This is a genomic window from Paucihalobacter sp. (assembly GCF_036825875.1).
In the GTDB taxonomy this organism is placed as follows: domain Bacteria; phylum Bacteroidota; class Bacteroidia; order Flavobacteriales; family Flavobacteriaceae; genus Paucihalobacter.
Map to the genome: position 1 here is coordinate 17,930 of NZ_DAISXK010000031.1, position 14,254 is coordinate 32,183.

The window sequence follows — 14,254 nt, forward strand, 5'->3', positions numbered from 1 at the left end:
AACTTCAAATTTATGGATTTTTACTTTCTCTCGAAATTTTATAGTCTTTGAACTCCATAGAAATATGTGTGCCATTTTCAATTTTAGTTTCTATGTTTCCATCTAATTGTTGAATAAGTGACTTGATTAATTTATTTCCAAACGATGTTGTACTAATTGATTCCAAATCATAACCGACACCGTTATCACGAACATTTAACTTTAAGAGATTATTTTCTTCTTTTAAGTCTATTTCAATTGTACCCATCCTGTCATCCGAAAATGCGTATTTGAGTGAATTGGTAATTAGTTCGTTTATAATTAGACCAATTGGAATTAAAGTATCAACATCAATGTGAAGTGGTTCAATATTAGTTTTTAAAACAATTTGATTGTTTCTAACATTATAGGTGTCGAATAATTCTTTACACAATTTAAGAAGATAGGTTTGAGCACTAACAGCTGTAATATTCTCGGTTTGATATAAATCTTGATGAATTAATGCCATAGACCGCACACGGCTTTTGCCTTCAGTAATGGCTTTTAGTGCCACATCATCAGTAATAGATTGGCCTTGTAAAGTGAGTAAGCTAGAGACAAGTTGCAAATTATTTTTAACGCGATGGTGGATTTCCTTCAATAATAAACTCTTTTCTTCCAAGGCTTTAGCTAAGGCTTTCTTCTGTTTTAAATATTTACGAATAATGGCGTATAACACAATACTTAAAATCGTAATTAGGAGTAATCCCAAGCTAACTATTAAAATTGTACGATTCTTTCGACTGATTTGCAATCGTGAATTTTTATTTTCCAAATCTAGTAAAGCAATTTGTTGTTCCTTTTTCTCTGTGTCGTAGACAATTTGGAGTTCATTAATTTTGTTTAGAGCATTTTCTCCAATAAGACTGTCGTTTAGCATTTTAAAAAATTCTAAACTTTCAAACGCCTTTTTAAAATCACCTTTTTGTTTGTATGCTTTAGTTTTCACTGAATAATTCTCAATCTGGTCTCTAATCCCTAAGCTTTTCATTTCATCTTGAGATATACTTTCAATAATTGCTAAAGCTTCTTCAATATTTCCTTGTTCTATATTGAGATCTGTTAAAAGTCGTTTTGCGGCAGCTGATAAGGAAGGAACTGACAATGATTTAGAAATTTCAACCGTTTTTTGTCCATAATACACCGCAGAATCTATGTTTTTCATCAATTGATGAATATTAGATAAATTGAAGCGATTGTTGAACTTTGAATAACTATCATCTAAAGATTCTCCAATTTTATAAGCCTTTCTATAATATTTAATTGCTGAATCTAACTTTGGTATTTTTTCATATACTAGCGCAGTGTTTGTATAGGAATTAGCCTCGTCACTTTTTAGATTATTTATCTTTGCTAATTTTGTTGAAAATTTCAAATGTTTTAGAGCATCGTCGTATCTTTTAATTTCGGACAATAGATAACCCATTTTATTGCTTGCATTCACAATCCCTGAAGTATCAGAAATAGCTTCATATATTTTTAATGCAAGTGTGGCGGCCTCTGTGCTTTTTTCATAATTCCCTAAGTCTGAAAATAGATTGGCTTTAACCATATTTACAGAGGCTACCTGCCACTTGTTATCTTTCTTAAAATGATAGTCTTCATATTTATTGAAGTATTGTTCGCTTAAACCAAATTGGTTGTTGTTTTTATAAAAAACCCCGTAATAATACCATACAACGTCTTCTTTATGTTTGGGCTCTAAAATGCTGTTAATGGAATCTATCCTTCCTAAAATTTGTAGACTTTTGTCTGGATGTACACGTGCCAAACTCCATGCTTCATTTAATAACACGTTAATAGAATCTTTTTCCAATTGATTTTCAGCAACTGGTGATCCCTGTGCATGTATTTTAAAAGTAAACAAAACCCCTATAAAAAAAATGATAAGCGTATTGTGACTTATAAGGTTTAAAGAAGAATTTGCCTTCATATTTTGATTGGTAGTGGTTAACTTATTAAAGATAAGATTTTTGTAATTAAGTTGGTTAATTTGAAACCTGAATTTGATGCTGCTTTTTCCCTGCTTCTACTAAAAGATTTGTTTATTTCAGTATCTATCTCATTCAAATCATGAGCAATATTGCATAATGCCAGTTGCTGTTTCACAGAAATCTCTATAAACCTGTTGCTATTGTTCATAAATGTTATTTGGGTTCTTTTGCTATTAAGAAAATACTTCAACTAATCGTATAGATCCTCTTTTAATATTTTATCTAGTTCATCTTCTTTTGAAAAATTAATATCTAGATGAAAAGCCTTATTGAAAAATTCGATAATGTAAAATAGCCCTGATGATATCGCAATTATGGCAAGACCTAAAATTGGTGTATTAACGGCGACTAAAATCAAACCTAAAACCAACCCAAAAGCATACATCACAAGTCGCTTGGTAATACTAAGTCTTAAACTTTTTCTAATTGATTTTTTTGCAGTAATTGCCTTTGGTTGAAAGAAGAGATTAACATCTTCTAAAATAATTGTGACTTCCATGATGAATAGATTTTAAAATTGAACATCTCAAAAGTCTAATAATCAAAACAGAATTTATACGCCCATATGGGTGAAATTTAATGGAGCAAAATAAAATTCAAGTTATTTTCTACAATTTTCGCAATAACTATTTCGCAAAAATTCATCTTCCAACAACTGAAAGGTAACGCCACCTTGCCCATAAGGATTAAACAAGCCACAAAATCTTTCTGGATTGATATTGTAGGCGTTGAGCATGATGGTACGATAATCTGAAGTTTGGGTAAGTTCTCTATCAACAATGGTAAGATTTACATAGTAAAATAGCAAATCTTCGTCAATATCAATGCTTTTGGCTTTGGGCGTTAGTAAGTCTCTAGACATATCTGTATTGCCGTAATAACTAAAAAACTGAGCCAAACTTAGATAATCGTAATTTGAAAGAATTACCGAATTGTAATTATCGTTAATATAATTGACACTTCTATCTTTACTGTTGAAATCACGAGTGCGCATAAAATTCTCTGCTAAAATGATGTGATAGTTAATCATCATTCGGTTGATTAAAATGTCGTCAATTCCAAATTTTTTTAAGTTTGAAATTTCTGTTTTGAATTTATCAGCATCTACCTCTAAGGCTTTATAGCGCCATAATTTCATTTTGGTGGCCACTAAATTGTATTTAACTCTTGGGTCCTTAGGCGCCAACTTTTCTAATTCTAACAGTTGGTTATGCGAGATTAAAACCTGACGTTCATCTAAAAAATAATTAAAGGAAGTTTTCTTATTAATTAGATGCACAAATAAATCCTGCTTGGGAATTTCCATTTTCTTCAAAAAGTCAGGCGAAATTTCTTGAGCATTTAATCGCTCGAATAAGGCATTTTGGATTTTTGATGCTTCATCGACCTCAGCAACGGCAAGGGCAGCATTAAATTTACCTAGTAATTCTTGCGCTGTGTTGTTTTTATAGGCATCTATTTTTTCTAATTCTAATTCAATTACTGCTTTTCGATGGTTTTTTAAAATAGGTTCTATCTCTTCAGAAAACCTGCCAGTTAATCTAGACTTTAAATCAGATTTACTTAACGATGCTAGATTTTTATAGTTTGTGTTTTGAATATCGTTTAGAAACTCCACCCAATTTTCAGAGGATGAAATAGTGGTTTCAATAGTTGGTTGCTGAAAACTTTGCAAGGCTTGCGCGATACTTTGCGCGCGTTGTTCTTGTAATTCAATGTTGCGTTCCAGACTACCTTCAACCGATGCGTAGGCTTTAATATTGATGGTTTTTATATTAAAATCGGTCAGCCTTAGCGAATCGTAAAGTGGTTTAATATCCTGCGTCGAATACTTTGATTTATTCTTTTCGAAAGGAACTAAAAATTTCAAAGTTTTGTTCTTTAACACATAGCCATCGTCATTCGAGCTGATTTGTTTATTGTTATAGGTTAAAGAATCCAAATAAATGCCCATATCTAACAAATCCCATGCGTAAGCTTTTAAATCGTAAATCACATAATATTGACAAAGGCTGTTGTCGCTTAAAAACAAAATATTAAACTCTAATTCATGGTCTTGCCAATCCTCTGGGATACGGCCGACTAATACTCTAAATTTGGTGTCGTCTATTTTTTTCAAGGTTGATTTTAGCTGTTTTGCGTAAATTGGCTTTTGTAGTTCGCCTCTAATTTGCTTCTTGTCTATTACAACCTCGTTGCAATTATAGCGTTGTTTATTAACTATATCTATAGCAATCCCTTCTTGCGGATTTCTAAAAAGATTATTAAACCATTGTTCGTTGTTGGATTCAAAATAGATATTGGTTCCTTCGCGTTTAATAGCAAAACTGCTTTCTTTTGGTCGGTTTTGAAAGGCCTGATTAAAGGCAGCACATAATTGTTGATTGTTCCCCAGATTTATATTAAATTCGTTTTGAGCGAAAAATATTTCAGCAGGAAAAAAGGCGATTAAAAACAACACTAAACCAAAGTGACTTTTCATATTAAAACTGTTAATTTAGACGTATAAATTTAAAGTATTTAAATTTTTTATGTTGCTTCTATACATTTTTTGTGCCGAATACTTTTTTGTTGAAAAAAATAATCATGCAAAACCCAGTGCTAATGGCAACATCGGCAACATTAAAAACGGGATCGAAAAAACTGAGGTAATTACCTCCAAAAAATGGCACCCAACTTGGCAATATACCGCTATAAATAGGTAAGTAAAGCATATCTACAACCTTTCCGTGAAAGATGGTATCGTAGCCACCTTCAGGAGGCAAAAAAACCGCTACTTGGCCCAAACTGTCACTAAAAATTAAACCGTAAAATACCGAATCTATAATATTTCCTAAAGCGACTGCAAAAATAAATATGATTGATATTACCAATAATCGACTTCCTTTATTTTTGATGCTGAACCACAACCAATATCCAATACCTGCGAGCGCAACTATTCTAAAAATAGACAATATCAACTTAGCAGACCTGTCTGAAATAAAAGTGACCATATCGCTTATTTTCGCGCCCCAAGCCATGCCATCGTTTTCAACAAAGGCAATTTTAAACCATGAATAAACTGTAAAGTCTTCATTTAATTCAAAATGGGTTTTGATATATATTTTACTTATTTGGTCTATTAGTAAAATAGTTAAAATAAGCAGTATGGATTTTCTTAAAGTCATATCGATAGCTAAGAAACAAAAAGCCCTGCAAATTGCAAGGCTAGTTAATTTGAAATTATGATTTTCGGTTTATTTCTGCATGTTTTTAGCCTCGATACTTAGGGTAGCGTGCGGCACTAATTTTAAGCGCTCTTTGCCTATTAATTTCCCTGTTACGCGGCAAACACCGTAGGTTTTATTTTCAATTCTAATAAGCGCATTTTTAAGATCGCGAATAAATTTCTCCTGACGAATTGCTAATGCCGAGTTGGCTTCTTTACTCATCGTTTCACTGCCTTCCTCAAAAGCTTTGAAGGTTGGCGACGTATCATCTGTGCCATTATTATAATCGTTCATATAAGCGCTTTTAATGAGCTCTAAATCGTGAACTGCTTTTCTTATTTTATCCTGAATCAATACTTTAAATTCTTCTAAATCCTTGTCAGAATATCGGTTGTTGGTGTCGACTGCCATAACTTTAAACTTTTTTAATTAATAATTTGGTATAAACATCATCAAATTCTATTTCTATACCACTGTCTAATTCATTTATAATTTCTAACTTATTTGTGAGTGTTTCTTCTTTTATATAATTGCTGTTTTCTTTAATTGCATTTATAATATTACTGTCCATTTGAAGAATGACATCTATTCTATCAGTGAGCTCTAAACCTGAATCTTTTCTTAAATTCTGAATCCGATTCACCAATTCTCTCGCGATGCCTTCATTTTTCAAATTGTCATTTAATGTTATGTCTAACGCTACTGTGAACCCATCTGCCGAAGCTACCAACCAGCCTTCAATATCTTGAGAGCTAATTTCAACATCCGACCGTTCTAAAGTAATCTTTTTACCATTAATATCAATATCTAAACCGTTGTTTTGTTCAAAATATTTGATATCCTGAGCATTTAGCTTGCTAATTGCTTGAGCTACAGACTTCATATCCTTGCCAAATCTCGGTCCTAAAACCTTAAAATTCGGCTTGATCTGTTTCACCAAAATATCGGAAGCATCTTCTAGCAACTCTACTTCTTTAACGTTTACTTCAGAAGCAATTAGGTCAACAACCTGTAGTAATTCATCCTTTTGGGAGATAGAATCTATAGGAATTAAAATCTTTTGAAGCGGTTGTCTTACCTTGATTTTTTCTTTTGCTCTCAGGGATAAAACTAAAGAGGAAATAGTTTGTGCCGCTTCCATTTTTCGCTCAAGAGTTTTATCAACCATCGAAGCAATAAATTCAGGAAATTGCGCCAAATGAACACTTTCAAAAGTTTCCTTTTGCGTGACTTTATTCAAATCTAAATACAATCGATCCATATAAAACGGCGCGATAGGTGCACCTAATTTGGCAATGGTGATCAAACAAGTGTATAAAGTTTGATAGGCCGAAATTTTGTCCTGCTGATAATCACCTTTCCAGAAACGCCTTCTACTCAATCTAACATACCAATTGCTTAAGTAATCTTGGGTAAAGTCTGAAATAGCACGCGTTGCCTTAGTTGGCTCATAATCGGCGTAATACTCATCAACTTTTTGAATTAAGGTGTTTAATTCTGAAAGGATCCAACGGTCTAACTCTGGTCGGTTTTGGACTGGAATTTCTGCTTCTTCGTATTTAAAACCATCTAAATTAGTGTATAAGGTGAAGAAGGAATAGGTGTTGTACAAAGTTCCGAAGAATTTACGTTTCACTTCTTCAATACCATCAACATCAAACTTAAGATTATCCCATGGATTGGCATTTGCAATCATATACCAACGCGTGGCGTCGGCGCCATAGGTACTTAGTGTTTCGAATGGGTCGACGGCATTGCCTAAACGTTTGGACATTTTTTGACCGTTTTTGTCTAGCACCAAACCATTGGACACAACATTTTTATAAGCTACGCTATCAAAAACCATAGTAGCGATGGCGTGCAATGTATAGAACCAGCCTCTGGTTTGATCGACACCTTCGGCGATGAAATCGGCTGGGAAGGCCCATCCTTTGTCAATCAGTTCGGGCTTTTCGAAAGGATAGTGCCACTGCGCGTAAGGCATGGAGCCAGAATCAAACCAAACATCAATTAAATCGGCTTCGCGCTTCATGGGTTTTCCAGCAGGCGACACCAAAATTATTTGATCGACAATATTTTTGTGAAGGTCAATTTTGCCGTAGTTTTCTTCGGAATTGTTACCAATTTCAAAATCGTCAAAAATTGCTTTCTCCATCAAACCTGCAACAACAGATTTTTGCATTTCGTCTATCAACTCTTCAACCGAGCCAATGCAAATTTCTTCTTTGCCATCATCAGTTCTCCAAATGGGTAATGGAATTCCCCAATAACGCGACCGCGATAAATTCCAGTCGTTGGCATTGGCCAGCCAGTTGCCAAAACGACCAGTTCCTGTTGATTTTGGTTTCCAATTGATGGTGTTATTTAAATTAACCATTTGGTCTTTTACATCAGTAACTTTAATAAACCAGGAGTCTAACGGATAGTAAAGAATAGGTTTATCAGTTCGCCAGCAATTTGGATAACTGTGCTTGTATTTTTCAACCTTAAATGCTTTGTTTTCTTCCTTTAATTTGATGGCAATCTCTACATCAACCGAACGCTCAGGTGCTTCGCCATCATTGTAATATTCGTTTTTAACGTACTTACCTGCAAACTCACCAACCTCGGGTCTAAACTTACCTTGTAAATCCACTAAAGGCACTAAGTTGTCATTGTCATCTTTCACCAACAACGGTGGAATTTCGGGTGTTGCAAGTTTCGCTACTGTAGCATCATCGGCACCAAAGGTTGGTGCGGTGTGCACAATTCCAGTGCCGTCTTCGGTGGTAACAAAATCTCCTAAAATCACTCGAAACGCATTTTCAGGGTTATCGTGTGGTAAGGCGTATTGGAGTAATTGCTCGTATTTAATGCCTTCTAAATCTGTACCTAAACATGATGCCATAATTCTATACGGAATTACTTTATCCTTAGGTTGGTAGTTAGCAATTTCTTCCTTGGTTTCAACCAAATTAAACTTGCCAGCGAATTGATAATTAACCAAGTTTTTGGCCAAAACCACATGAATTGGCTCGAGGGTGTATTGGTTATAAGTTTCAACCAAAACATATTCGATTTTTGGACCCACCGTTAAGGCGGTATTTGAAGGTAATGTCCACGGTGTGGTAGTCCAGGCTAGGAAAAAAACATCCTTGTCCCATCCTAAATCCTTACCAAAGGGAAGGACTTTAACAGTTTGTTGTTCAATCGGAAGTATTTTAAATTGCGCAACTACCGTGGTATCGGTTACATCCTGATAAGTACCAGGTTGGTTAAGCTCGTGCGAGCTTAATCCAGTACCTGCTTTTGGAGAATACGGCTGAATGGTATAGCCTTTATAAATTAAATTTTTATCGTAAATCTGCTTGAGCAACCACCAAACACTTTCCATATATTTAGGCTCATAGGTGATGTATGGATTGTTCATATCAACCCAGTAGCCCATTTTTTCGGTGAGGTCGTTCCACACATCGGTATAACGCATGACGGCTTTACGGCAGGCCGCGTTGTAATCTTCAACCGAAATGCTTCGAGGACTATCGGGGTTTCCAATATCTTCTTTAGTGATACCAAGTTCCTTTTCAACACCCAATTCAATTGGTAAACCGTGGGTATCCCAACCAGCTTTGCGTTTTACCTGAAAGCCTTTCATGGTTTTGTAACGCGGAAAAATATCCTTAATGGCACGCGCTAAAACGTGGTGCACACCTGGTAAGCCGTTAGCTGATGGCGGACCTTCAAAAAAGACAAAGGGCTTCTGGCCTTCACGAGTGGTAACACTTTTCTCAAAAATATGATGCTGCTTCCAGTACTGAAGAATTTCTTCGGTTACATTGGGTAAGTCAAGACCTTTATATTCAGGAAATTTAGCGCTCATGTTATCTCTTTTCAAATGAGACCGCGAAATTAATGAATTTTAGTAAAATAATAGGTGGTATTCCATTAAAGGTCACAAGCTTTTTTGCACAAGCTTTAGATAAATAGATTTTGATTATTGTAAAAAATCCAGGAAGTTGATTCTGCTTCGTCTAAAATTCTCAATAAACTAAGGTTTTGCCAAGGCTTGTAATTAAGAGTGTGCTCTATTCACAAAATTTAGGTGATTTTCAGTGAGTACATTAACTTCCTTGAAGGATTTTGTCTTACTGAAACGATAATGTTCCAATAATTTTTAAACTAAAATGCCAACCAAATCCTCAATCTTAGCCACCATTTGAATTTTAATCTGAGTATTCTTTAAAGAGATTTTATTGTACTTAGACACAAAAATAGTAGCAAACCCCAATTTTTCAGCTTCTAAAATGCGTTGCTCAACACGTTGAACTGGTCTTATTTCACCGGAAAGACCGACCTCTGCAGCAAAACAATAATCTTTTGGCAAGGCTACATCTTCATTTGATGATAAAATGGCAGCTACCACGGCTAAATCAATTGCAGGGTCATCAACAGTGATACCACCGGTAATATTTAAAAATACATCTTTAGCGCCTAATTTAAACCCAGCGCGTTTTTCTAAAACTGCCAACAACATATTTAAGCGCTTGGCATTAAACCCTGTGGCACTGCGTTGTGGCGTGCCGTAAACTGCTGTACTCACCAATGCCTGAACTTCTATCATTAATGGGCGCATGCCTTCTAAAGTGGCGGCAATGGCATTACCTGATAGCTCTTCGTCCTTTTTTGAAATAAGTATTTCACTTGGGTTCGATACTTCACGCAAACCAGAACCTTGCATTTCGTAAATGCCCAATTCGTGGGTTGAACCAAAGCGGTTTTTATGGGCTCTTAAAATTCTAAATACATGATTGCGGTCGCCTTCAAATTGTAATACCGTATCCACCATATGTTCCAAAATTTTTGGTCCAGCTATGTTTCCATCTTTGGTGATATGACCAATCAACACTACAGGTGTATTGGTTTCCTTGGCAAATTTGATGAGTTCTGCGGTGCATTCCTTTATTTGAGAAATACTACCGGCGGCCGATTCTATATAATCGCTATGAAGCGTTTGAATGGAATCGATTACTACAATATCAGGCTCGACAGCTTCAATTTGTTTAAAAATGTTTTGGGTTTTAGTTTCGGTTAGAATGTAGCAGTTTTCACTATCTGGATTGATGCGTTCAGCACGCATTTTTATTTGTTTCTGACTTTCTTCACCTGAAACATAAAGGGTTTTGTAAGGTAGTTTTAAAGCGATTTGCAATAATAAGGTGCTTTTACCAATGCCTGGCTCACCTCCCAATAAGGTTAGTGAACCTTGCACAATGCCGCCACCTAGCACCCGATTAAATTCGGCATCTAAAGTGTTTATTCTAATCTCCTGTGAGGTATCAATATCTTTAATCCTTAACGGTTTTGAAACGCGTTGAGCTGTGGTTTTTTCTGATTTCCATCCAGAAGTTTCAGGTTTTTGTATAATTTCTTCAACTATGGTGTTCCATTGTTTACAAGCGTTGCATTGGCCTTGCCATTTGGAGTATTGTGCGCCACAATTCTGACAGAAAAATGTTGTTTTTACTTTTGCCATATCAATTCCGGAAAACCGGAAATCTTTTTAGTTAATATCCGAAATCTGCTTTAATAGCATCTGCCTTATCCAACATCATATCCTTTGTAAGGCCTCCTATTTCCTCTAAAATATAGCCTGACTGATAGGTACGCATCGCTTTTTTTGGTTCGCCAGTTTGTTCATAAAATCGGGCAAGATAATAATGTCCTAACATGGCATCGGGATATTCTTTCTTAGCTATTTTGCTTAAGGGTTCAAAGTATTCGAAATTTTTTGTTTTTTCAATGGCCGCAGCGATGGCTTTAAAATCGTTCACAAGGATTTGCTTTTTAATTCCGAATAAATCATTGATGGTTTGGTACTTTTCCACCAAATACTCGACAGGCGAACCTTCGAGTTTTAGAATATTATCGGTGTATTCTTTTTTACTAATGGGTTGAAAAACCAGAAAAATATTTTCCAAGGCTTTTGGTAATGCATGCGCGGGCATGGTGTAATGCGATGGTGCCTCAAATTCGTCAAAATTATACAGAACATTTTTATTATCTATAATTTTAAGCTTGTCGTGAAACATGTTGGTCACCTCCTTAATATGCTGCACATCATTTTTAGAAGTTGCCAAATAATAGAATATTTTAGACTTAATCTTCGCCAAACTTTCAGCTAAATAATTGGGCATTTCCGGAGCAAAATCAGGGCTTATACAAATAAAAGCGTTAAAAAGCGGCTTCTCTTTCAATAAATAATAATTTATGAAATTAGCGGTTTCGCCGTGACCAACAGCTACTTTAAAAGCTTTGGTTTTAAATTTGCTTTGTACAAATGGCAATACTTCCATCCCAATAAATTCGAAAAAATTCGCACCACTTTCAATGGGTAGTGAATTTTGTTCGGAGTAATTCATGTCATCATATCTAAAATCTGCTTGATTTATGCCAACCACTATCACTTTTGGAATATCTTCCCAATAAGAATAGTAGTCGGTGTTACCGGTGACCAATTCAAATAAGTAATCACCGTCTAAAACCACAATAATTGGGTAGTCTTTTTTGTCAGTATCGGAATAGCCTTTTGGTAATAATATTTTAAGTTGGCGTTCTTGCTGAAGTTTTTCAGAATAAATAGTTTCGACTATAACTTGTGCCTTAGAAAGCTGAAACACTGTAATAAATAGAAAGAATAGAAAAATGCGTTTCATAGTTGGACTTTTAAAAATTTACCTGAGCAAGGTAAAAAATAAACCCAAGTATAAAAAAACTAAAGTAGCTTCTTTTTAGCAAATTGCTTGTTGTAAACTGGTAGCAACAATAATGATAATCCACCCAAAATAATAATCATAATGGTTTGAGAAGACCACATTATCCAACCAAAAGCTCTGCTTGGATCTTCAGGGAGATTGAACAATAAAAAGCCAATTACAACAGCTTCGGGAAATGAACCAATACCACCGTTAGTTGCGGCAATACTAAAGCTGGCTAGAATAAATCCTATCAAAATGGCGCCTAAAGGTATATTGTTTAGATCTTGAATGGCAAAAGATGTGATATAAAACATGGCCACGTACATCACCCAAATAAATACGGTATGCAATATGAACAACCATTTTTGTTTCATTTTAAAAATACTAAGTGCACCTTCAATTAGACCGTTAATGAAATATTTTATTTTCTGAGCAAATCTTGAGGTTGATTTCTTTAGGATGACAAAACCCAACCCAAAAACTATAATAAGTATGGCAAGGATAGCAAATGTACCACTGGAATTAATTTTACTAGTAAAGAAATCTGTTATAAATTCAAATTGCAATATCAAGGTGATACCAATAATTATAAGCATCATAATCATATCTGCAATGCGTTCTGAAACGATGGTGCCAAAACCTTTTTCAAACGGCACCTTTTCATAATTAGAAAGAATAGTAGCTCTGGCAATTTCTCCAGCTCTTGGAATGGTGAAATTTATAAGATACGCCGCATAAACCGCCATGAAACTATTGGCGAGTTTTGGTTTGTACCCAAGCGGTTCTGCCATATATAACCATCTGTAAGCACGTGATAAATGACTAAGAAAGCCGCAAAACACGCCCAACACTATCCATTTTAGGTCAGCGGTTTTGGCGTATTCCCACAAGGTTGCCAAAGACATTTGTGAGAAGGAATAGTATATTAAAAAAACTCCCAATAAAATTGGGAGTAGAAGCTTTAACAATATTTTCAATTGCGAATTCACTCGCTTTATTTTAATAGGTTTGTTGCTTCATTTGGAAACACAAGTGCTGGTTTGAAGGTTTTGGCTTCTTCTATATCCATAAAGCCATAGGTAATTAAAATAAGGGTATCGCCAACAGCCACTTTTCTCGCTGCAGCACCATTAAGGGTAATCTCACCACTACCGCGGACACCGGGAATTACATAGGTGTCTAATCGCTCGCCGTTGTCGTTATTAACCACCTGTATTTTTTCACCTTGGATAATATTGGCGGCTTCCATTAAATCTTCATCAATGGTGATGCTTCCTATATAATTTAGGTCGGCACCGGTAACTTTTACCCTGTGAATTTTAGATTTTACTACTTGAATTTGCATAGTGCAAAGATAATTAATTTAATTCTATGTTGTCTATTAACCTTACATCGCCAACAAAAACCGCAATAAAAGCGCGACACTTATTTTGCTTGTTTTTTCTTTTGACGGGTTTAAGGGTTGTTTCGTTTGCAATGGTAAAATATTCTAAAGCTAATAATTTATGGTTTGCAAATTCACTTTTTACCCATTCCGACACCTCATTAGCACTTTTTGTGCCAAACTTTACTTTGGCAGTTTTGAGCGTTTTGTATATGAAAGGTACCACATTGCGCTGCTCCTGAGTTAATCTTCCATTTCTTGAACTCATGGCCAATCCGTCATTTTCTCTTAAAATAGGACAACCTATAATGTTGATATCAAAACCTGTAATTTCAACAAGTTTTCTTACTATTTGTAATTGTTGAAAATCCTTTTCACCAAAGTAGGCGTTATGAGGTTTAATAATTTCAAATAAGTTTTTGACAACTGTGGCCACACCGTTAAAATGACCTTTCCTAAATTCACCTTCCATTTCATGTTCTAAGCCGTCAAAACTAAAAGATTGAGCAGTGATCTCATCTTGGTACACATCAGAGGCTTCGGGTGCATAAACAATGATATTAGAATTTTTTAAAGTTTCTAACAACTTTAGGTCACTATCAAGCGTTCTTGGATAGTTATGCAAATCATTTTGATTATTGAATTGGGTTGGGTTGACAAAAATACTTACCACAACAACTTCATTGTCTTTTAAGGCAGTAGTTACCAGTGATAAATGACCTTGATGCAATGCGCCCATAGTAGGCACCAAACCAATAGCGTTTTGTAGTTCCAAAACCTTTTTTAAATGTGCCTGCAAATCTTGCTTTAGCTTGTAAACTCTCAAAAATCAAATTGTTTAAGCGGCTGCAAATCTAAGATTTTAATGACACACTGCATAAAATTTTGTACTTTTGCATGTTTTTTGATTTGAAT

General features: G+C 35.1%; 11 protein-coding genes. All 11 read right to left on the reverse strand.

Going from position 1 to position 14,254, the window contains the following annotated elements:
• Positions 1–10: 10 nt before the first annotated feature.
• The 11 genes from V7Z48_RS09675 to panC all read right to left on the reverse strand — a co-directional run bounded on the left by V7Z48_RS09675 (position 11) and on the right by panC (position 14,165).
• Complete coding sequence (locus V7Z48_RS09675; RefSeq protein WP_334113223.1) at positions 11–1,951, reverse strand: tetratricopeptide repeat-containing sensor histidine kinase; 1,941 nt, start codon at positions 1,949–1,951, stop codon at positions 11–13.
• A 251-nt stretch (positions 1,952–2,202) separates the two neighbouring features.
• On the reverse strand, positions 2,203–2,511 hold the full coding sequence (locus tag V7Z48_RS09680; protein ID WP_334113224.1) for a hypothetical protein: 309 nt from the start codon (positions 2,509–2,511) through the stop codon (positions 2,203–2,205).
• Positions 2,512–2,613: 102 nt separating this feature from the next.
• Entirely contained in the window at positions 2,614–4,494 is a 1,881-nt protein-coding gene (locus V7Z48_RS09685; protein ID WP_334113225.1) for a hypothetical protein, read from the reverse strand.
• Between the two features lie 58 nt (positions 4,495–4,552).
• Entirely contained in the window at positions 4,553–5,179 is a 627-nt protein-coding gene (locus V7Z48_RS09690; RefSeq protein WP_334113226.1) for a lipoprotein signal peptidase, read from the reverse strand.
• Positions 5,180–5,248: 69 nt separating this feature from the next.
• On the reverse strand, positions 5,249–5,632 hold the full coding sequence (locus V7Z48_RS09695) for a TraR/DksA family transcriptional regulator (RefSeq protein WP_334113227.1): 384 nt from the start codon (positions 5,630–5,632) through the stop codon (positions 5,249–5,251).
• 4 nt (positions 5,633–5,636) lie between these two features.
• A complete protein-coding gene (ileS, locus tag V7Z48_RS09700; RefSeq protein WP_334113228.1) occupies positions 5,637–9,080 on the reverse strand; it encodes an isoleucine--tRNA ligase in 3,444 nt (1,147 codons plus the stop codon).
• Positions 9,081–9,374: 294 nt separating this feature from the next.
• On the reverse strand, positions 9,375–10,733 hold the full coding sequence (gene radA, locus V7Z48_RS09705; protein ID WP_334113229.1) for a DNA repair protein RadA: 1,359 nt from the start codon (positions 10,731–10,733) through the stop codon (positions 9,375–9,377).
• A 31-nt stretch (positions 10,734–10,764) separates the two neighbouring features.
• Complete coding sequence (locus V7Z48_RS09710; protein WP_334113230.1) at positions 10,765–11,913, reverse strand: alpha/beta hydrolase; 1,149 nt, start codon at positions 11,911–11,913, stop codon at positions 10,765–10,767.
• 59 nt (positions 11,914–11,972) lie between these two features.
• Positions 11,973–12,860, reverse strand: coding sequence for a lysylphosphatidylglycerol synthase transmembrane domain-containing protein (locus tag V7Z48_RS09715; protein WP_442954714.1), 888 nt, complete (start codon positions 12,858–12,860; stop codon positions 11,973–11,975).
• A gap of 89 nt (positions 12,861–12,949) precedes the next feature.
• The gene (gene panD / locus V7Z48_RS09720) at positions 12,950–13,300 is read right to left on the reverse strand and encodes an aspartate 1-decarboxylase (RefSeq protein WP_334113232.1); all 351 of its coding nucleotides are present in this window, start codon (positions 13,298–13,300) and stop codon (positions 12,950–12,952) included.
• Positions 13,301–13,313: 13 nt separating this feature from the next.
• Positions 13,314–14,165 carry a pantoate--beta-alanine ligase gene (gene panC / locus V7Z48_RS09725; protein WP_334113233.1) on the reverse strand — a complete coding sequence of 284 codons (852 nt, stop codon included), beginning with the start codon at positions 14,163–14,165 and terminating at the stop codon, positions 13,314–13,316.
• Positions 14,166–14,254 lie beyond the last annotated feature (89 nt).